The following is a 21,420-nucleotide window of genomic DNA, read 5'->3' as shown; positions in this document are numbered from 1 at the left end:
ATTCTACTTATCTTTTTATTATAATAGAAAGATAAGGAAAAATCTATCAATCAATACAAAAGGGGAATGTTAAAATGAATAAAGCTAGTGTCATCGTTTATGGTGCAGATATTGTTTGTGCAAGTTGCGTTAATGCGCCAACAGCACGCAATACTTACGATTGGTTACAACCATTATTAAAAAGGAAATATCCAGATGTTCAGTTTGAATTCACATATATTGATATTGAAAAAGATACTGAGAACTTAACAGATCATGACCAACAGTATATTGAACGCATTCAAGAAGATGAATTATTCTATCCATTAGTTACTATAAATGAAGAATATGTATCAGATGGTTATGTACAATTAAAAGATATAACGAAATTTATGGATGCGCATTAATCACATCCTATTTAATCTTTCAATTAAATATTACGTTTTAAAAAGATAAAGCGCTTGAGACATCTTATTATAATGTCTTAAGCGCTTTATTGTCCAAATTTGTTTTTCGTATTACTAATTTGAGGAGAGAGTACTTTTTAACCGTTATGGTATTTATATAACCATAACACGCCTGATTTTAAAATAGAAGCTAAGCGGCCGGTAACAGTTCGGTCCATTATATAAGCAAATCCTTTTTTATCCCCAAGTGAGCCGAGGAAACCTTGAACTTTAATTTCAGGCATTTTTTCTGGAAGTGCTTTACCTTGCCATTGTAATTTCATAACATCTGCAATTTGATCACCTTGTGCTTCAGCGAGCTGTGCACTTGGTGCGTGCGGTAATTCTGCACAGTCACCTACCACATAGACGTTTTTGTAGGTAGGCACTTGGTGATATTGATTTAAAATAACACGGCCACCTTTACTAATGTCTATTGGAAGGTTTCTAACTACCTCAACAGGTTGAATACCTGCAGTCCATACGACTAAATCTAATTCTTCAGGTACATCATTATTATAGATACAGCCTGGTTCTACGCGATTAATATCAGAGTTTGGTACTACAGTTACATCATTTTTCTTAAACCAATTTTCAATATATTGACTTAACTTTTCAGGAAAACGACGTAGAATACGTTCGCCTCTGTCATAGAGGTAGATTTTTAAATCTTCTCGACTTTCACGTAGTTCACTTGCTAATTCGATACCACTTAACCCAGCACCAACGATACCTACTTTGGCGCCATTTGGTAATTCGCTTAAATGGTGGAATGTCTCACGAGATTTAGATAATGTTTGAATACTATGTGTGTATTCTTCAGCACCTGGCACACTGTGATACTTATCTTCACAGCCTAAACCAATCACTAATTCATCATAATCTACTTTCGTATTGCCAACGGAAATAATTTGATCTTCTAAATCGATATCATTAATTTCTCCAAAAACATTGTTGATGCGATCAGAATCAGGAAAATTCATACGAACATCCTTATCAGATTTAGTACCAGCAGCCAACTCATAAAACTCTGGCTTTAAACAGTGGTAAGGCATACGATCAATTAATGTGACCGTATAATTTTCAGGAAGTGCAGATGGTAAAATATGTGACATGATGCGCATATTTCCATAGCCGCCACCTAATAAGACTAAGTTTTTCATTTGTGATACCCCTCTAGTAAAAATTGTATTGAGCATGAAGATAAAATGAGATGTATTTTATCTTCAACTCGTCAATGTAAGTTATTAAATATAATGTGGTTAAATCATATTTCGTCTTTCATCGATATACCAATTTTCTATAATCAGCTTACTTAGATATATTATAAGCCTTTTTGAATACTTCTACAAATAAAGTAGATACTTTATTATTTGTAATTACATTTAATTTGTAACAGAATTTATTATTTCATCTACTTAAGTAATAAAGGCTTATTTTGACGCAATCTATTTGATAAATAAATGTGGCTAATTGATTAATTATATATCTATAATCAATTGTTTATTCTGGTTGATAAGACAGTATAAAAGTGTGGATTTTATAAGCTAGTATGTAGTCAACTATGTGCAGTGTTTGTTATAATTGTTCAACTGATAATTTATGAGAGGGTGTATTATGAATCCAATAATTGAGTTCTGCATTTCGAATTTAGCGAAAGGCGGGGACTACGTATATAATCAACTTGAAAATGACCCAGAAGTAGACGTATTAGAATATGGTTGCTTACAAAATTGTGGACTATGTTCAAGTGGGTTGTACGCACTAGTGAATGGTGTTATCGTTGAAGGTGAATCGCCAGATGACTTATTACAAAAAATTTACGCACATATAGAAGAAACATGGATTTTTTAGGAGGTAATTATAATGGCAGTAGTTGAAATAACTGAATCAGCAGCATATGAAGTAAAAGACATGTTACAACAAAATGATATGGCAGATGGTTATTTAAAAATTAAAATAAATGGTGGAGGTTGTACGGGCCTTACTTATGGTATGTCAGCTGAAGCAGAGCCAGGTGAAAATGATGAAGTCTTGGAAGTCCACGGTTTGAAAATACTTGTAGAAAAATATGACAAACCTGTATTAGATGGTACTAGAATTGATTTCAAACAGTCACTCATGGGCGGCGGTTTCCAAATTGATAATCCAAACGCAATTGCATCTTGCGGTTGCGGTAGTTCATTTAGAACAGCCAAAGTTGCTGGTTCTCCAGAAGATTGTTAATTTAATTTTTAAAATTTAAAGGCTATAGTTCGCATAATATCCAAGGTGAGCTATAGCCTTTTATAAGTTTATGTGAAATAATAAACAATATGGGCATTAGCGCTTGAAAATAAGCTATAAAAACTATAAAATTAGTATTGGATAAAAAATGTCTTTTTTGTGAATTACTAATTAAAATATAGGGTATAGCAAAAGACTAAGGCAACAAAAAAATTATGAAAGTTTAGGTGAATGAAATGGCTCAAGATCGTAAAAAAGTATTAGTTTTAGGCGCGGGTTATGCAGGTTTACAAACTATTACAAAATTACAAAAGCAAATTTCAGCAGATGAAGCTGAAGTTACATTAATTAATAAAAATGATTACCATTATGAAGCTACTTGGTTACATGAAGCTTCAGCAGGTACGATTAGCTATGAAGATTTACTATATCCAGTTGAAAGTGTAGTAAACAAAGACAAAGTTAACTTTGTTAAAGCAGAAGTTACAAAAATCGACCGCAATGCTAAAAAAGTAGAAACTGACGCTGGTATTTTTGATTACGATATCTTAGTTGTATCATTAGGTTTCGAAACTGAAACATTTGGTATCAAAGGCATGAAAGACCATGCTTTCCAAATCGAAAACGTTTTAACTGCTCGTAAATTATCTCGTCATATCGAAGACAAATTTGCTAACTATGCATCTTCTAAACAAAAAGATGACAAAGATTTAGCTATTATTGTTGGTGGCGCAGGATTTACTGGTGTGGAATTCTTAGGTGAATTAACTGACCGCATCCCTGAATTATGTAATAAATATGGTGTAGAACAAGGCAAAGTTAAAATTACTTGTGTCGAAGCTGCTCCAAAAATGTTACCAATGTTCTCTGATGAATTAGTTAACCACGCTGTAAGTTACTTAGAAGATAGAGGCGTAGAATTCAAAATTGGTACTCCAATCGTTGCAGCTAACGAAAAAGGTTTCGTAGTAAAAGTTAACGATGAAGAGCAACAACTAGAAGCTAATACAGCTGTATGGGCTGCTGGTGTTCGTGGTAGCAATTTAATGGAAGAATCATTTGAAGGTGTTAAACGTGGACGCATCGTTACTAAACAAGATTTAACTATAGAAGGTTATGACGATGTCTTTGCAATTGGTGATGTTTCTGCATTTATCCCAGCTGGTGAAGAACGCCCATTACCAACAACTGCGCAAATTGCTATGCAACAAGGTGAACAGACTGCTAAAAATATTATAAATATTTTAGAAGGTCAACCAACTCAAGAATTTGAATATGTTGATCGTGGTACTGTATGTTCATTAGGTTCTAATGATGGTGTAGGCGTTGTTTATGGTAAAGATATTCAAGGTAAAAAAGCTGCATTCATGAAAAAAGTTATCGATACACGTGCAGTATACAAACTTGGCGGTGTCGGCTTAGCATTTAAAAAAGGTAAATTTTAATATAGCAATTAAATAATACAGGCGCATGCACTATGTGATTCTGTACTTAAAAAGACCTGTCTAGTAAATAGATAGGTCTTTTTATTAAATAAAAAAGCACTAAGCTAAGCCATATAAACTGTGGTATTATTTTTAATAAAATAATGGATAGATAATGACACATTAAAAATATAATTGAAAAAGAGGGATGCGCAATGCAAGTAACAATGCAAAGCAATACTAATATTAACAATAAAACTTTAGTAGTTGGTGTGCCAGAACACTTGAATCAAATTAGTGAGTTAACTATAGAAGATGAAAATATAATTGAAAAATTAGAAGAACTAAAACGCAATCAAATTATTAATACAAATGTTGGGGCAATTTCTAGTACACTGTTTTCATTAAATGGTAAAAAATTAAAACTCATCACAGTTGGTTTAGGCAATTTAAAAACAACAAACTATAGTGATTTTTTAAAAGTATTTGGCAACTTATTTCAATATTTAAAAAAAGATAGAATTACTCAGGCTTCACTCTTATTTGATACGTTTGGCTCTCAAGTAATTACGATAGATACGGTTGCAGAAATTTTAGGGCAACAAAGTGAACAAGCAACGTATCAATTTGATGGCTATAAAACGAATAAAATGCCGCCTTATCAACTTGATTTAGATATACATACAGAAAGTTCAGCAGTGCACACATTTGTTAAGCAAGGATTAATTATTGGTTCATCGATTAATTTAGCGCGCGATTATAGTAATATACCACCTAATATATTAACACCAGGTTATTATGCTGAATGCATTCAAAATCACTTTAAAGATACAGACGTTGCTGTCGATATTAAAGATAGCGATACCGTACAACGTGAAGGCTTTGGATTGATACATGCAGTTGGTAAAGGTTCAAAGCATGGTCCTAGAGTTATTACACTTACATATAATGGAGGCAATGCGGATGCTGAGCCTATAGCACTTGTAGGTAAAGGTATTACTTACGATTCGGGTGGCTATTCTATTAAGCCGAAAATAGGCATGCAAACGATGAAGTATGATATGTGTGGTTCTGCGAATGTGATCGCAATGATTGAAGCAGCACGCCAATTAAAACTAAAAGTAAATATTGTAGGGGTTATTGCAGCTGCTGAAAATATGGTGAATGAAATAGCTATGAAACCTGACGATGTTTATACAGCGTTAAGCGGTGAATCTGTTGAAGTATTGAATACGGATGCTGAAGGACGCTTAGTATTAGGTGATGCAGTATTTTATGCAAACCAATTTCAGCCACAAGTAATTCTTGATTTTGCAACTTTAACCGGCGCAGCTGTAGCCGCACTTGGTGAAGATAAAGCTGCAGTGTTTAAACATAACGCAGAACACCAGCTTGAGGCTATAATTGCTAAAGCACAATTAGTAGACGAATATGTTTTTGAATTACCAATGACCTCTACAGAACAAAGTTTAATCCGTAAAAGTGAAGTCGCTGATTTAGTGAATCATACGAATGGTCATGGAAAAGCTTTGTTTGCTGCTACATTTATTAATCATTTTGCAGGTGAGACACCTCATTTACATTTTGACATTGCAGGGCCTGCAACAACTGAAAGCAACACATATAAAGGACCAAAAGGACCGACAGGCTATTTAATTCCAACCATTGTTCAATGGTTGCGCACATTAAAGTAAATGTTAAAGTAATTTAAATCATTTTGTTATTATTGTAATGGAAAACTCATAAATTATTTTATAGGGTTTTCCATTTTTTTATTTATAATATGAAAAACATGTAATAATCATTTGACAGTAGGTTATGAATTACCAATGAGCTAAAATATGGAAACACATTGGGTAAATGCCATTGACAATTGAAGTGGATATTGATATTATAAATTTCGTAATGCTTTAGTTCGATAACGTGGTAAAGGAGTCATGCTTTGTGATAAATGCAGTAGTTATAGCAGTCGTACTGATGATTGTCTTATGTTTATGTAGATTAAATGTAGTGATAAGTTTATTTATTGGTGCGCTCGTAGGTGGCTTAATTTCAGGAATGAATATCACTGAAATTGTGTCCGTATTTGGTAAAAATATAGTAGATGGTGCTGAAGTAGCACTTAGTTATGCCTTGTTAGGTGGTTTTGCAGCACTTATTTCTTATAGTGGCATTACCGATTATTTAGTGAATAAAATTATAGATGCTATTCATGCTGAAAATAGTAAAATGTCACGAGTAAAAGTGAAAATTGTTATTATTGTTGCATTATTAGCGATAAGTATAATGAGTCAGAACTTAATTCCTGTACATATTGCATTTATCCCAATCGTTATTCCACCATTAATCAGTTTATTTAATGAACTTAATATCGATAGAAGACAAATAGCAATCATCATTGGCTTTGGTTTATGTTTTCCTTATGTTCTTATGCCTTTTGGTTTTGGACAAATTTACCACCAAATTATTCAAAGTGGTTTTTCAAAAGCAGATCATCCAATTGAAATGGGTATGATTTGGAAATCGATGCTTATACCATCGATAGGGTATATTGTCGGCTTGATTGCAGGTATATACTATTATAGAAAGCCAAGAAAATATATACAACGTGATGAAGTAAAAGATACAACTCACACTGAAATTAAACCTTATATACTTATAGTTACAGTAGTTTCCATTATCGCAACATTCCTTGTACAATTACTTACTGATTCAATGATCTTTGGTGCATTAGCAGGTGTCTTAGTATTCTTTATTTCTAGAGCATATAAATGGACTGAATTAGACAAGAAATTTGTTGAGGGTATACAAATTATGTCCTTTATCGGTGTCGTTATTTTATCTGCAAATGGTTTTGCGGGTGTGATGAATGAAACAGGTGACATTTCTAAGTTAGTGAATGGCATAAGTGGTGTCATAGGAGATAATAAACTTATAAGTATTATCGTAATGTATTTGATTGGATTAGTTGTCACGTTAGGTATTGGCTCATCATTTGCTACGATACCTATTATAGCTACATTATTTGTTCCGTTAGGCGAATCTTTAGGATTAAGCACAATGGGGCTTATAGCTTTAATTGGTACAGCGAGTGCGTTAGGTGATTCTGGTTCGCCCGCAAGTGATTCAACACTTGGCCCAACTGCTGGATTAGACGTTGATGGTCAGCATGATCACATTAGAGATACGTGTATACCTAACTTTGTGTTTTACAATATACCGTTAATTATTTTCGGTACAATTGCTGCTATGGTACTATAAAGCTATTAAGTGGAAAACGGAGTGACAGCAATGACCAATATGTTAGAAGCGTTAAATATGAAAATAGAAAAAGAAGCACAGGGTTTGTTAATTATGTCTATGCCAGTAACGGATCAAGTTAAACAACCATTTGGCTATTTACATGGTGGTGCGAGTTTAGCATTAGGAGAGACAGCTTGTTCTATGGGTGCGGCATATTTAATCGATACGACTCAATATGTACCATTAGGATTAGAAATGAATGCAAATCATATTGGATCTACTACAGAGGGTACAATTTACGCAACAGCATCTATCATACATGAGGGTAAGACAACACAGGTCTGGAATATAGATATTAAAGATGATACAGATAGATTAATTTGTGTCATGCGCGGAACAATTGCTATAAAGCCTCTGAAACGTTAATAATCAAAAAGCGCTATAAAGTTAATTATTTAACTTTATAGCGCTTTTTGATTTGCTTTTATTTTCAATTTCATCATAAGCTTCTGCAATACGAAGTGCTGCTTCACGTCCGCCCATAATATTGCGTGCAAATGGTCCAAGCACTAAATCAGCTAAACCACCTGTGACAAAGAGGTTAGGTAACCATTCTAAGGTTGGAGAAATATATGGCAAGCCGCAGGATGTTATAGGGGCTTGGAAGTGATTCGTAAGGTGCTTAATAATGGGCTGCTGCATGATTGATTCTTTAAACCCTGTAGCTAATAAAATATGATCATAGCGCAAGCAATACTTTTCAGTGCAAATATGATGTTGTTGAATATCTGTAAGTTCATTGATATGCATATTCAATCTGTTTTGTTTGGTGTACTTTTTAAGCCTTAATTCTAGTTCTTTAGGCATAGATCCTCTATGTCGCTCGCGTTTAATAATATCAAATCTTTGTTCAGAAGATTCAATGGCATTAAAAGAAGTCATATTTTTAGGACCGAGCCATCCTGGGTCTGCATCAAAATCATGTACATCTATGTGTTTATTCGTCCACAAGTGAATTTTATTGTTATTTTCTTTTAATAGTCTTAAGCATAAATGTGCAGCTGATATACCACTACCAACGACATGTGAAGTTTCCTGATAATAGGATTCATCGTTATCGAACACATGTGATATATCGGGTTGTTGTACAAACAGTTTAGGCGTGTATGGTTCATGATTACAGCCAAAAGCAATGATTAAATTATCTGTATGTATCCATTCATTATTGCTTAATTGTATTAACCATTGCTTGTCGTCTTTTTCTATTTTATTGACATAACTTTGTATATGACTTTGGTTTAATTCAAAGTGATGAATAAGCTCATGCGTATGATCCATAAACATATCACGGTTTGGTCGTTTGTAGGGACCATAAGCTGGATGTGTGTAGTGCATTTTCTTAGCATATTGTCTCAAATGAAATGGGTTAGGATGAACATGATGTACACATGGGGAACGTAAATAGGGCATGTCTATACGTTTAGTATAATTATTGAATTGTTCGCAGAGATTATGATGTGGGTCTATAATTTTTAAACGGTCACTTTTTAACCCCTTCGATCTTAGTTTGATAGCTATTGTAGCAGCATGCAAACCACCACCGATAATTGTCCAAGTTGTCATAAGTATTAAATCTCCTTTAAAACGAAATGATTACGATTTAATATATCATTAATTTTTATCTATGACAAATAGAAATGAACATACTGGTTAAAATTATCTTAATCTGTGTCTATAAATTATAAAAAAACACTCAGCTATTTAATGATAGCTGAGTGTTTCATAATATAGGGAAAAGCAATTTATATTAGATTTTTGTATCTTTTAACTCATCTTTTAAATCGTTACGTTTTGTTCGTTTTGAAGCGGGTGTATCTAAATTATATGCAGCTTTAACAATGAGGTGGCTTGATAATGGACCGGTAATTAAGATAAATAATATACCAATAAGTAACTGCATACTTGCGTAGCCTTCACGTCCAATAAAGAACAAGAATACACCACTAATTAATAACATAGCTCCTAATGTAGCTGCCTTACCAGCAGCATGTGCCCTTGAATAGACATCATCTAAACGTAAGAGTCCAATCGCTGCAAGTGCACTGATGAGTGAACCAAGGATAACTAAAATAAGTGCGATACTAATGACGATCGTCGTTATCATATTCAATCACCTTACCTTTATCCATATATTTCGCAAATACTGCTGTACCTAAGAATGCTAAAATGCCGATTAATAGGATGACGACCATTAAATATTTAGTGCCTAAGAACACACTGAATAATGCGACGATGGCCATAAGTTGAATACCTATTGCATCAAGTGCAACAACGCGGTCAGCTAGAGAAGGACCTAAGATTACACGCACAAGCATACCTAACATAGACAACGCTACGATGACTAATGCGATAATTAAGATTATATTGTAGTTCATCATTTTTCGCCTACCTCTCTAACGACTTTTTCAAGGGAGGATTTAATACCGTCCACTTCCTCCTCTTTAGTACTAAAATCAATACAATGTATATAAATTTCAGTACGATCATCACTTATACCCAACACTACTGTACCAGGTGTTAAAGTTATTAAATTAGATAATAACGCAATTTCCCAGTCTGTTTTCAAGTCAGTATTATAAGTGAAAAATGCTGGTTTATTGTCCATCTTAGGTTTAATAATAATACGTATCACATCTATATTTGCTTTTATTAATTCTATAATGAAAACAAAACAAAGTTTAATTATTTTATAAACTGTAATAATATAAAACCTTCCAGGTAAAATACCACGCATTAGGTATACTAATAATAGGGCAAATAAGTAGCCTAGTATAAAGTTATTAAAAGTATAACTCCCTGTTACAAACAACCAAAAAACGGATAAAAGTAAATTTACTAATATTTGGACTGCCATATTATTTTCCCCCCAATACGCCATCGATATAAACACTTGGATCATAGAACGCCTCTGCAGCATCTTTTATAATTGGATGTAGAAAGTCTGCAGATAATCCGAAAAGTACTGAAATTACAACTGATACAATAGCAATCGCAAGTATACCTTTATATTGTAATTTAGGATTGATTTTATATCCTTTTGATTCGCCAAAGAATCCTTGTAAGAATATGCGAATAACGGAATAAAGTACAACAAGACTTGAAAGCAGTATGACAATACCACTTAAATAGAAACCTTTTTCGAAGGTAGCCTGTACAATATAAAATTTACCATAAAAACCACTTAGTGGTGGTATGCCTGCTAAGCTAAGCGCTGCAATAAAGAATGTCCAACCTAAAACTGGATAGTCTTTAATGAGACCACTGTACTTACGTAAGTCATGCGTTTTAGTAATTTTGTACATAACACCAATTAAGAAAAACAGTGCTGCTTTAATTAACATATCATGTAACGTGTAATAAATAGCACCCATCATACCAGTTTGGGTCATCATAGCTACACCGACTAAAATTACGCCGACAGCAATCATAATATTGTAGATAATAATTTTCTTAGTATCAAAATAACTCACTGCACCTACACAACCAAAAATAATGGTTAATAATGCTAAGAAAAGAATAATGTAGAACGGAAAGCTTGATGTATCATGAATGAATAGACTTGATGTTCTGGCAATTGCATAGACACCAACTTTTGTTAATAATGCACCGAAAAAGGCAATGATTGCAATTGGTGGGGCGTAATAAGCGCCTGGTAGCCAAATGTACATTGGAAAAACGCCGGCTTTTGTTGCAAATACAAAGATAAACATGATGAATATGATATTTACAATCCCAGTATCAGCAGCAGGTAGTTGTCCTAATTTTTCACCAATATCGGCTAAATTTAACGTACCAACTACCGAGTAGAGCATTGCTACCGCAATAACAAAGAAAGCGGATGATGTAACATTTATAAGTACATATTTTATTGTTTCACTTAATTGTACTTTCGTACCACCGATAACTAATAGAATATAAGATGCCAGTAAGAATACTTCAAAGAATACGAATAAGTTAAAAATATCACCTGTGATAAATGAACCTATGACACCTGTTAGCATGAACATTACTGCGAAGTAGTAGTAATACGTTTCACGTTCTATGCCCACTGATTGATAAGAATATAAAATAATTAGCATTGTTACGATTAAACTTGAAATCACGAGAAGGATACTAAATATATCGAGTACTAATACAATACTATATGGAGCTTCCCATGAACCAAGTTCTAAAGTTATAATCCCATTCTTTAATACGTTGTTTAAGTTTATAAATGCAAAAATTAATGTGACAGCTGTCCCGCTTAGTGCAACGTATCGTTTAATAATAGGGCGCTTACCAATGAACACAAGTGCAATAATAGTTAACATTGGTATGACGAGTAGTGAAATAATGAGATTACTCTCGATCATCATCTAGCACTCCTTTCATACTTTCTACGTTGTCAGTTCCTAACTCTTTATAACTTCTAAAGGCAAGTACTAAGAAGAAAGCTGTTACAGAAAATGAAATTACAATAGCTGTTAAAATTAACGCTTGTGGTAGCGGATCTACATATGAAGTAATATCTTTTTCAAATATCGGTACTTCACCTTTTTTCAACCCACCCATTGTAATTAAAAATAAGTTGGCAGAGTGTGTTAAAAGGGTACTCCCAATAATGATACGTATCAAACTCTTAGAAAGAATGAGGTAGACGCTCATTGCTGTGAGGATACCACAAACAAATATCATTACTATTTCCATTACTCATCCTCTCCAATCGATAAGATTATAGTCATTATGGTACCGACAACCGCAAACAGTACGCCTAAGTCAAAGAATGTTGCTGTGTGCATTTCTATCGGTTGTAATATTCCTAAAGGTATTTCAAACGGTGTGTGCGTGAAGAAGTTTTTACTATAAAACCAACTCGCCATAGGTGTTGCTATACAAAATAGCAAACCAATGCCTATTAATATTTTGAAATCCCAAGGAAAGATTTTTTTCATAGTTTTAATATCAAAAGCCACAGTGATGATGACAAGCGCACTGGCTAATAACAGTCCACCTACGAAGCCACCACCTGGTGTGTAATGTCCTGCCAAAAATAAAGATAAACCAAACATTACGATGAGGAAGAAGATAACAACAGCTGAATATTGAAAGATTATATTATTCTTCTGTCTTTTCAATGTTTTTACCTCCTTCGTCATTTGTTTTATTACTTGTACGAAGTTTAATCATTGTATAAACACCTAAACCAGCGATTCCAAGCACCGCAGATTCGAATAAAGTATCGGTACCACGGAAATCGACAAGTATAACGTTAACCATATTTGTACCGTGTGCTAAGTCATATACATGCTCTTTGTAGAATTCAGAAATAGAGCTAAAATGTCGGTTACCATAAGCGATTAAACCAAGTACAGTTACGACTGCACCCACACCAATAGAAATTAAAACATTTACAAGTTTGAATGAACGCGTCTCTTTATGTCTGTTTAAGTTTGGTAAGTGATAGAAACACAATAAGAATAACGCTGTAGAAATTGATTCAACTATAAACTGTGTTAAGGCTAAGTCTGGTGCGCCAAAGAATATAAAGAATATAGCGACAGAATAACCTACAGCACTTGCCATAATGATGCTGAACAGTCGTGAACGTGCAAATATAATCATAGAAGCTGATGTAATTATAAGTACCACTATGATTAATTCAAATGGACGTACTTCACTCACGTCTTTAAAGTTAATACCAAATGGTGTGACTAATAATGTAGCTAAAGTAATTAAAATTAAAGAAATAAATATAATTACTAAGTTGTTACGTGTAAAACCAGTCACATAAGCATTTGTGAACTTACTTGAGTAACCTGGCGAATCATTACCGAACTTATCATACCAGTAATTGATTGTAAGTTTTGTAGGATGTGCGCGTAATAAGCGCACCCAATAGCCAAACGATAAAATTAGCAATATACCAACAATATATATACCAATGGTAGAGAAAAATGCTGGTGTAAAACCATGGAACATATGGAATTCTGCATGCGTTCCAGTACTTTGACTAATTGAATTAACAGCAGGTTCAATAATTGATCCCGTTAATATAGAAGGGAAGAACCCAAATACAATAACTAATATTGCTAAAATAGCTGGTGAAAACAACATTAGTATAGAAGCTTCATGTGCTTTTTTCGGTAAAGCATCTGATTTATGGCTACCTAAGAAGATTTGGCCAATAAATCTTATAGAATATACAAATGTAAATATACTACCGATAATTGCTATGATTGGAATTAATAAGCCAAGCGTATTTAAACTAAATAAGTTTACGTTTGTGACCTCAATCATACTTTCCAAGAACTTCTCTTTAGAAAGGAAACCGTTAAACGGTGGCACCCCTGCCATACTGAGTGAGGTGATTATGGTAATTGTAAAAGAAATAGGCATTACTGTTAGCAATCCACCTAATTTTTTTACATCACGAGTACCTGTACTATGGTCAATGGCACCAGCAATCATAAATAACGCACCTTTAAATGTAGCGTGATTTATAAGATGGAACACAGCAGCGGTGAACGCAGCAACATAAAGTTGACTTTCAGCACCTTCAAAATGATAACTTACTGCACCTATACCTAACATAGACATAATCATACCAAGTTGTGAAACGGTAGAAAATGCTAAGATACCTTTTAAATCTTGTTGTTTTGTAGCGTTTAATGACGCCCAAAATAGAGTAATTAAACCGACAGCAGTTACTGTCCAAATCCAACCTTGCGAAAGTGCAAAGATGGGTGTCATACGTGCTACTAAGTAAAGACCCGCTTTAACCATTGTAGCTGAGTGTAAGTAGGCACTGACCGGCGTTGGCGCTTCCATTGCATCCGGTAACCAAACGTAAAATGGAACTTGAGCAGATTTTGTCATCGCACCAATTAATACGAATATCATTGATAAAATGAAATACGGACTTGTTTGGATTTCAGATGCATTTCCAATAAGTTCTTGAATGCTTGTAGAGCCACCTGCGAGTGATAATAGAATAAGACCACCCAGTAGTGACAAGCCACCAAAGACAGTGACAAGCATTGATTTTTGAGCACCGTAAATAGATGCTTGTTTGTCACGCCAAAATGATATGAGTAGAAAACTAGAAAATGAAGTTAACTCCCAAAATAGATATAACATAATAATATTATCAGATAAAACAACACCTAACATTGCACCCATAAAGAGCAAGAGATAACAATAAAAATTCCCTAATTGCTCTTGTCGACTTAAATAACTTATAGAATATAGTACGATTAAACTACCAATGCCAGTTATTAACAAACTGAATAGTAATCCCAGACCATCAACATATAAATCGAAATTCATACCAAAATGAGGCATCCAGTTTGCTTTCTGCATTACGGTATTCCCTGACATGGTTGTAGAAATATATGAGAGGAAATATATAAATAAGACGACGGGGATAGGTAACACAAACCATCCTAAATGTATTCGTTTATGAAACCGATATACAAATGGAATAATGAGTGCAAATATTAACGGTAGAAGAACCGCTATATGTAACAAACTCATTATTTTATCCTCCTTTAAAAATAGTATAAGGTTATTATACATGAATTAGACTATTCTGAAAAACATGGCTAACCCATGAAGCACATGAATTTAATGTTTATTTAAATAAGAAGAAACGCAGTATTTTTATTCAAAATTTTGTTTATATTGAATTGCGTAATCTTTCTTAAGTTGCTGTAAATTCTCGAGTGATTTCTTTGCATGTAACGTATCCTGATCTTTTAATTTAAGTTCCAGTTTAGTGATTGCTTGTTGTAGTGATTGTTCATAAGGTAATTCGTCTTCTGTGAATGATTTAAGATGCGATTTAGTTGTATAGCGCTTTTCAAAATGACTTAACGCTTTACGCTCATGAAAAAATACATTTTCAGTTTCAGTTGGGCTATGTAAATCACCTTGTTTTGGGTGTTTGATAACTTGTTCCACTTGTACTAAGACTTGATTTTCATCTTCTTCCTTTATTATGACACCGTAACTTCCAGTTTTATGTGCAAAACGATATAACATAATTCAATACATCCCTTCATTTGTGTTAGAATACATATATCATCTTAACATGAAATGGAGAATAAAAATGACGAACTATCCTCAGTTAAATTCAGAAATAAACGGTAACGAAATTAAAATAGTATTACACACAAATAAAGGAGATATGACATTTAAATTATTACCTGACGTGGCACCAAAAACAGTGGAAAACTTTGTAACACATGCTAAAAATGGTTATTATAATGGTGTGACTTTCCACCGTGTAATTAATGATTTTATGGTACAAGGCGGAGACCCAACAGCAAGTGGCATGGGTGGCGAAAGTATTTATGGTGGCGCATTCGAAGATGAGTTCTCACTTGAAGCATTTAATTTATATGGTGCTTTATCGATGGCAAACTCTGGTCCAAATACAAATGGATCTCAATTCTTCATTGTCCAAATGACAGAAGTACCTGAATCAATGCTAAATCAATTAGCAGATGGTGGTTGGCCAGAACCGATTGTTAAAGCATACGGTGAAAATGGTGGTACACCTTGGTTAGATCAAAAACATACAGTTTTTGGTCAATTAATAGATGGGAAAGCAACATTAGAAGACATTGCAAATACAAAAGTAGGCCCTCAAGATAAACCAGTACATGATATTACAATTGATTCAATTGATATCGAAGAAAACCAAAAGTAAGCGAGTAAGAAATGATAGTTTTGCAATTATAAGCAGAATATAAAATATAATATATAAAACAGGTTCAATCGAACACCCAATTTAGTAATTTTATGTTGAGTGTGAAGTTGAGCCTGTTTTTTTATTGAAAGTACTTTACAAGTTAACAATGTAATTAAACGTATTGAAAATAGGTAGACACTTTTTTATGTATGAATTTTTTATAGTCTAGCAATTTTAAGTGTTAAATGAGAGTAGATACTTGCTATACATAGAAGGTTCAGGTTTTTATTTTGTTGAATTATTGTATGGAATATATAAAATGTGAAATTTTTCTATTAAATGTTAGTACCAAGTTATAATTTATGCTATTATAATAGTGTTAAGTAAAACGAAATAAGGGGTTATCACGTTGAATAATCACTATACAGTAGGTCAACATATCAAAGTTCGTGTGACTGGTATTCAACCGTATGGCGCTTTTGTAGAAACCCCGGACAATGCTGAAGGATTAATCCACATATCCGAAATTATGGATGATTACGTCCATAATTTGAAAAAGTTTTTATCAGAAGGACAAATTGTAAGAGCGAAAGTGATTTCAATTGATGATGAAGGTAAACTGAATCTTTCTTTAAAAGATAATGACTATTTTAAAAATTATGAACGTAAGAAGGAAAAGCAATCAGTATTAGATGAAATTAAAGAAACCGAAAAATATGGGTTTCAAACAATTAAAGAACGCTTGCCGGTTTGGATTAAACAGTCCAAAAACGCTATTAAAGATGAAAAAACATCTTTAACAAGATACTGACATTTCGATAAGAAATGTCAGTATTTTTTTATTGTGAAGAAGATATAATCAAAAATTACATGCGTGAGCATATTTATTTATCTTTATAGTTTAGGTAGTTAGAATTAACAAGCACTCAAATAGTGTGAAAAAAAGCGATATGGTATTTTACTTAGGAGGAATAATTGTAATGGATAAAAAATTTCAACCATTATTTGAAAAGCTCACATTACCTAATAAAGTTGTATTAGAAAATAGATTTGTCTTAGCTCCGCTAACACACGTATCTTCTAATGATGATGGGTCGATTTCAAATGAAGAAGTAGTATATATGGAACAACGTTCAAAAGATGTGGGATTAGCTATTTCTGCTGCTAGTAATGTAACAGATTTAGGTAAAGCATTTCCTGGACAACCTTCTGTAGCACATGATTCAAATTTAGAAGGGTTGAAACGATTAGCTGAGGCAATGAAGAAAAATGGATCTAAAGCTGTCGTTCAAATCCATCATGGTGGTGCCCAGGCATTACCTAATTTAACTCCTAATGGAGATGTAGCTGCACCGAGTCCAATTTCATTAAAAAGTTTTGGAGAACAAGAAGAACATCATGCACGTGAAATCACTGTTGAAGAAATAGAAAAAACAATTAAAGCGTTTGGTGAAGCGACACGAAGAGTGATTGAAGCTGGTTTTGATGGCGTAGAAATTCATGGTGCTAACCACTATTTAATCCATCAATTTGTCTCACCTTATTACAACCGTCGTAATGATGAATGGGGCGAAGATCCTTATAAATTCGCAAATGCAGTTGTTGATGAAGTGACAGAAACAGTTAAACGTCACGGGAATAAAGATTTTATCGTTGGATATAGATTTTCACCTGAAGAAGCAGAAACACCGGGTATAAGCATGGAAATTACAGAAACGTTAGTAAAACATTTAATTGAAAAACCATTAGACTATTTACACGTTTCATTGATGGATATACATTCAAAAACGCGTGAAGGACAATATAAAGGTCAAGAACGTATTAAATTGTTATTACAATGGATTAATGGTCGTATGCCACTTGTTGGTATTGGTTCAATATTTACTGCGGAACAAGCAATTGAAGCGATTGAATCAACAAATGTAGAACTTGTAGCTTTAGGTAGAGAAATCTTATTAGATCACAATTTTGTTAGTAAAATTAAAAACGGTGAAGAAGATCAAATTATTTCTCATTTTGATCCAAATAGAAAAGACAAGCATCATTTACCACCAAAATTATGGGAACAGTTTAATAAAGGTTTCTACCCACTTCCAAGAACAGATAATAAATAGTATATAGAACATCAAGTAGTGTATTATCACAATTTTCCAAAGATATTGTGATTGATATGCTACTTTTTTATTTATAGATAAAAGTAAAATATTAGCAGCTTATAGATGAAATAAAACGAAAAATTCGGAAAAATAATTTAAAAATAACAATTATTATTATGGCTTCATCAAACTAGTAGATATTGGGCAAGGTATTATTCATTAGTAATTATATATAATTACGAGTAAATAACAGTGTATATTTATTAATTTATCCACTGTTATAATGCATGAATTTATGATTGAATATACAATTTTATGTAAAAATAATAAACGATATTTTATTTTTTAAATCAGACAAAATTATCTTGTATAAACATAGGTAATTATGCCATTATATATGTAAGGGCTTACATATAAATCGAGTAGTTTAAAGATATGTTTAAAGCTTGATTTTTGTTGATGTATCAGCTTATAAGTCGCATGAAATGAGTAGTTTTAGAAAATGGTTTCAGTTGAACTCTAAATACGTTATGCTATGAACAAGTATCGTTTTAGAGTTAAAAAAGACTCTTAAATATTTTCAAAGGGGAGATATCATGTCAAGATCAAAAGAAATCATAGAAGTAACAAATCATTATGGAGCACAAAACTATGTGCCACTTCCAATCGTTATATCGGAAGCAGAAGGTGTTTGGGTTAAAGATCCCGAAGGTAATAAATATATGGATATGCTATCTGCGTATTCAGCTGTAAACCAAGGTCACAGACATCCAAAGATTATTCAAGCATTGAAAGACCAGGCAGATAAAGTTACTTTAGTGTCTCGTGCATTCCATAGTGATAATCTAGGCGAATGGTATGAAAAAATTTGTAAACTTTCAGGTAAAGAAAAAGCATTGCCAATGAACACAGGTGCTGAAGCGGTTGAAACTGCGTTAAAAGCTGCACGTCGTTGGGCTTACGATGTTAAAAATATAGAACCAGATAAAGCAGAAGTAATTGCATTCAATGGTAACTTCCATGGTCGTACTATGGCTCCAGTATCGTTATCATCAGAACCTGAATATCAACGTGGATATGGTCCATTATTAGAAGGATTTAATAAAGTTGATTTTGGAGATATTGAAGCTGTTAAAGGCGCAATCAACGAAAATACTGCTGCAATTTTAATTGAACCAATCCAAGGGGAAGCTGGAATCAATGTTCCACCAGAAGGTTACTTAAAAGCAATTAGAGAATTATGTGATGAACATAATGTCTTATTTATTGCCGATGAAATCCAAGCTGGTTTAGGTCGTTCAGGTAAATTGTTTGCTACAGACTGGGATGACGTTAAACCAGACGTATACATTTTAGGTAAAGCATTAGGCGGCGGCGTATTACCAATTTCAGTCGTATTAGCAGACGAAGAAGTATTAGGTGTGTTTTCACCTGGGTCTCACGGTTCTACATTTGGTGGTAACCCATTAGCTTGTGCAGTTTCAAATGCTGCATTAGATGTTATTATCGACGAAGATTTACCAGGACGTTCATTAGAATTAGGAAATTATTTCAAATCTGAACTAGAAAAAATAGATCACCCTGCAATTAAAGAAGTTCGTGGTCGCGGTTTATTTATCGGAATTGAATTAAATGAAGATGCGAGACCTTATTGTGAAGCATTAAAAGAAAAAGGGTTATTATGTAAAGAAACTCATGACACTGTGATCCGTTTTGCTCCACCACTTATTATTTCAAAAGAAGAATTAGACTTTGCATTAGACAAAGTAAGAAGCGTTTTCGAGTAAATTTATAGTTAAAAAATATAAGTTTTGAAAACTCTTTAAAAAGCGAAATGTTATGTTACAATTATCATGAAAGCGAAATCATTAGTTACGAAAAAGAGGCGAAATGAATCATGACTGAGAATAATAATTTAGTTACTTCTACGCAACAAATTATTAAAGAAGCATTGCATAAACTGGGATTTGACGATGGTATGTATGATTTAGTAAAGGAACCTTTAAGATTCCTTGAAGTTCGAATTCCTGTCCGTATGGATGATGGTACTGTTAAAACATTTACTGGTTATCGTGCACAGCATAATGATGCTGTTGGACCAACAAAAGGTGGAGTTCGTTTCCATCCAGATGTTGATGAAGAAGAAGTTAAGGCCCTATCAATGTGGATGACATTGAAATGTGGCATAGTGGATTTACCGTACGGCGGAGGTAAAGGTGGAATCATTTGTGATCCAAGACAAATGAGCATTCATGAAGTAGAACGTCTATCTCGTGGGTATGTGCGCTCAATTTCTCAATTCGTTGGACCAACTAAAGATATTCCAGCACCAGACGTATTTACAAACTCTCAAATTATGGCGTGGATGATGGATGAATATAGTTCATTAGACAAATTCAATTCACCAGGTTTCATTACTGGTAAACCAATTGTTTTAGGCGGTTCACAAGGCCGTGATCGTTCAACAGCTTTAGGTGTAGTAATTGCCATTGAGCAAGCTGCAAAAAGAAGAGGGCTAGACTTAAAAGGTGCACGTATGGTAATTCAAGGTTTCGGGAACGCAGGTAGTTTCTTAGCGAAATTCTTGTACGACATGGGTGCAAAAATTGTTGGTATCTCAGACGCTTATGGTGCATTACATGACCCAGAAGGTTTAGATATTGACTATCTGTTAGACAGAAGAGATAGTTTCGGAACAGTAACAAATTTATTTGAAGAAACAATTTCAAATAAAGAATTGTTCGAACTTGATTGTGATGTGCTGATTCCGGCAGCAATTACAAATCAAATTACTGAAGATAATGCAGCAGATATTAAAGCTGATATCGTGGTTGAGGCTGCTAATGGCCCAACTACACCAGCAGCAACACGTATCTTAACTGAACGTGGCATTCTACTTGTTCCTGATGTATTAGCAAGTGCTGGTGGCGTAACTGTTTCATACTTCGAATGGGTACAAAATAATCAAGGTTATTATTGGACAGAAGAAGAAGTAAACACTAAATTACGTGAAAAACTTATAACTGCTTTTGATACAATTTATGAATTATCACAAAATAGAAAAATTGATATGCGTTTAGCTGCGTTTATCGTTGGTATTAAACGTACTGCAGAGGCAGCTCGTTATCGTGGTTGGGCATAAAACGTAAAATAGAGTATAAATGGTTTAAATAGTTATTAATTTAGATAAAATAGAAAGTACCCACTATTAATTTTTAATAGTGGGTACTTTCTATTTATTACGAGTTCATTTTTAGGAGAAACTTCCTTTCAAA

Annotated in this window: 22 protein-coding genes; 12 read left to right on the top strand and 10 right to left on the bottom strand. The window is 33.5% G+C overall.

All coding sequences use genetic code 11. The annotated features are described in order from the left end of the window. Positions 1 to 74: 74 nt before the first annotated feature. Positions 75 to 386 carry a YuzD family protein gene (locus SOJ_RS10910; RefSeq protein WP_002508155.1) on the top strand — a complete coding sequence of 104 codons (312 nt, stop codon included), beginning with the start codon at positions 75 to 77 and terminating at the stop codon, positions 384 to 386. Between the two features lie 137 nt (positions 387 to 523). Here the strand turns inward: SOJ_RS10910 and SOJ_RS10905 are convergent, their stop codons facing one another. Next, on the bottom strand, positions 524 to 1,588 hold the full coding sequence (locus SOJ_RS10905; RefSeq protein ID WP_002508154.1) for an NAD(P)/FAD-dependent oxidoreductase: 1,065 nt from the start codon (positions 1,586 to 1,588) through the stop codon (positions 524 to 526). 454 nt (positions 1,589 to 2,042) lie between these two features. Here SOJ_RS10905 and SOJ_RS10900 point away from each other — a divergent pair, with 454 nt between their 5' ends. The 6 genes from SOJ_RS10900 to SOJ_RS10875 all read left to right on the top strand — a co-directional run bounded on the left by SOJ_RS10900 (position 2,043) and on the right by SOJ_RS10875 (position 7,744). Further along, a complete protein-coding gene (locus SOJ_RS10900; protein ID WP_002508153.1) occupies positions 2,043 to 2,279 on the top strand; it encodes a YuzB family protein in 237 nt (78 codons plus the stop codon). Between the two features lie 12 nt (positions 2,280 to 2,291). Next, the gene (locus SOJ_RS10895; RefSeq protein WP_002508152.1) at positions 2,292 to 2,651 is read left to right on the top strand and encodes a HesB/IscA family protein; all 360 of its coding nucleotides are present in this window, start codon (positions 2,292 to 2,294) and stop codon (positions 2,649 to 2,651) included. A gap of 236 nt (positions 2,652 to 2,887) precedes the next feature. Further along, the gene (locus SOJ_RS10890) at positions 2,888 to 4,096 is read left to right on the top strand and encodes an NAD(P)/FAD-dependent oxidoreductase (protein ID WP_002508151.1); all 1,209 of its coding nucleotides are present in this window, start codon (positions 2,888 to 2,890) and stop codon (positions 4,094 to 4,096) included. Positions 4,097 to 4,290: 194 nt separating this feature from the next. Continuing rightward, a complete protein-coding gene (locus tag SOJ_RS10885; protein ID WP_002508150.1) occupies positions 4,291 to 5,769 on the top strand; it encodes a M17 family metallopeptidase in 1,479 nt (492 codons plus the stop codon). Between the two features lie 250 nt (positions 5,770 to 6,019). After that, complete coding sequence (locus SOJ_RS10880) at positions 6,020 to 7,336, top strand: Na+/H+ antiporter family protein (RefSeq protein ID WP_002508149.1); 1,317 nt, start codon at positions 6,020 to 6,022, stop codon at positions 7,334 to 7,336. Positions 7,337 to 7,366: 30 nt separating this feature from the next. Further along, positions 7,367 to 7,744, top strand: a complete 378-nt coding sequence (locus SOJ_RS10875; RefSeq protein ID WP_002508148.1) for a hotdog fold thioesterase — start codon at positions 7,367 to 7,369, stop codon at positions 7,742 to 7,744. Positions 7,745 to 7,765: 21 nt separating this feature from the next. Here SOJ_RS10875 and SOJ_RS10870 read toward each other — a convergent pair whose 3' ends face one another. From SOJ_RS10870 to kapB, 9 genes are all read right to left on the bottom strand, one after another. Then, on the bottom strand, positions 7,766 to 8,941 hold the full coding sequence (locus SOJ_RS10870; protein WP_002508147.1) for an NAD(P)-binding domain-containing protein: 1,176 nt from the start codon (positions 8,939 to 8,941) through the stop codon (positions 7,766 to 7,768). Between the two features lie 184 nt (positions 8,942 to 9,125). Beyond that, the gene (locus SOJ_RS10865; RefSeq protein WP_002508146.1) at positions 9,126 to 9,482 is read right to left on the bottom strand and encodes a Na+/H+ antiporter subunit G1; all 357 of its coding nucleotides are present in this window, start codon (positions 9,480 to 9,482) and stop codon (positions 9,126 to 9,128) included. After that, positions 9,460 to 9,753, bottom strand: a complete 294-nt coding sequence (locus SOJ_RS10860; protein ID WP_031266039.1) for a Na(+)/H(+) antiporter subunit F1 — start codon at positions 9,751 to 9,753, stop codon at positions 9,460 to 9,462. Before SOJ_RS10860 ends, SOJ_RS10865 begins: the two co-directional genes overlap by 23 nt. Beyond that, positions 9,753 to 10,232: a Na+/H+ antiporter subunit E gene (locus tag SOJ_RS10855; RefSeq protein WP_002508144.1), complete on the bottom strand. Its 480-nt coding sequence runs from the start codon at positions 10,230 to 10,232 to the stop codon at positions 9,753 to 9,755. The genes SOJ_RS10860 and SOJ_RS10855 overlap by 1 nt, the downstream gene beginning before the upstream one ends. Before the next feature lies 1 nt (position 10,233). Then, positions 10,234 to 11,730, bottom strand: coding sequence for a Na+/H+ antiporter subunit D (locus tag SOJ_RS10850; protein WP_002508143.1), 1,497 nt, complete (start codon positions 11,728 to 11,730; stop codon positions 10,234 to 10,236). Beyond that, on the bottom strand, positions 11,717 to 12,064 hold the full coding sequence (gene mnhC1 / locus SOJ_RS10845) for a Na+/H+ antiporter Mnh1 subunit C (RefSeq protein WP_002508142.1): 348 nt from the start codon (positions 12,062 to 12,064) through the stop codon (positions 11,717 to 11,719). The genes SOJ_RS10850 and mnhC1 overlap by 14 nt, the downstream gene beginning before the upstream one ends. Further along, on the bottom strand, positions 12,064 to 12,492 hold the full coding sequence (locus SOJ_RS10840; RefSeq protein ID WP_002512223.1) for a Na(+)/H(+) antiporter subunit B: 429 nt from the start codon (positions 12,490 to 12,492) through the stop codon (positions 12,064 to 12,066). The genes mnhC1 and SOJ_RS10840 overlap by 1 nt, the downstream gene beginning before the upstream one ends. Beyond that, positions 12,473 to 14,890 carry a Na+/H+ antiporter subunit A gene (locus tag SOJ_RS10835; RefSeq protein WP_002512224.1) on the bottom strand — a complete coding sequence of 806 codons (2,418 nt, stop codon included), beginning with the start codon at positions 14,888 to 14,890 and terminating at the stop codon, positions 12,473 to 12,475. Before SOJ_RS10835 ends, SOJ_RS10840 begins: the two co-directional genes overlap by 20 nt. A gap of 126 nt (positions 14,891 to 15,016) precedes the next feature. After that, positions 15,017 to 15,397, bottom strand: a complete 381-nt coding sequence (gene kapB / locus SOJ_RS10830) for a sporulation phosphorelay system protein KapB (RefSeq protein ID WP_002508139.1) — start codon at positions 15,395 to 15,397, stop codon at positions 15,017 to 15,019. 67 nt (positions 15,398 to 15,464) lie between these two features. Here kapB and SOJ_RS10825 point away from each other — a divergent pair, with 67 nt between their 5' ends. From SOJ_RS10825 to SOJ_RS10805, 5 genes are all read left to right on the top strand, one after another. Further along, positions 15,465 to 16,067, top strand: a complete 603-nt coding sequence (locus SOJ_RS10825) for a peptidylprolyl isomerase (protein ID WP_002508138.1) — start codon at positions 15,465 to 15,467, stop codon at positions 16,065 to 16,067. Positions 16,068 to 16,458: 391 nt separating this feature from the next. Further along, a complete protein-coding gene (gene ygs, locus SOJ_RS10820) occupies positions 16,459 to 16,860 on the top strand; it encodes a S1 domain-containing post-transcriptional regulator Ygs (protein ID WP_002508137.1) in 402 nt (133 codons plus the stop codon). A gap of 169 nt (positions 16,861 to 17,029) precedes the next feature. Continuing rightward, entirely contained in the window at positions 17,030 to 18,163 is a 1,134-nt protein-coding gene (locus SOJ_RS10815) for an NADH-dependent flavin oxidoreductase (RefSeq protein WP_002508136.1), read from the top strand. A gap of 578 nt (positions 18,164 to 18,741) precedes the next feature. After that, complete coding sequence (locus SOJ_RS10810; protein ID WP_002508135.1) at positions 18,742 to 19,932, top strand: ornithine--oxo-acid transaminase; 1,191 nt, start codon at positions 18,742 to 18,744, stop codon at positions 19,930 to 19,932. Between the two features lie 110 nt (positions 19,933 to 20,042). Beyond that, on the top strand, positions 20,043 to 21,287 hold the full coding sequence (locus SOJ_RS10805; RefSeq protein ID WP_002508134.1) for a Glu/Leu/Phe/Val family dehydrogenase: 1,245 nt from the start codon (positions 20,043 to 20,045) through the stop codon (positions 21,285 to 21,287). The last annotated feature ends 133 nt before the right edge of the window (positions 21,288 to 21,420 follow it).

Origin of the sequence: Staphylococcus sp. OJ82 (genome assembly GCF_000294465.1) — a bacterium.
GTDB classification, from domain to species: domain Bacteria; phylum Bacillota; class Bacilli; order Staphylococcales; family Staphylococcaceae; genus Staphylococcus; species Staphylococcus equorum.
This window is presented reverse-complemented; position numbering and strand designations above follow the sequence as displayed.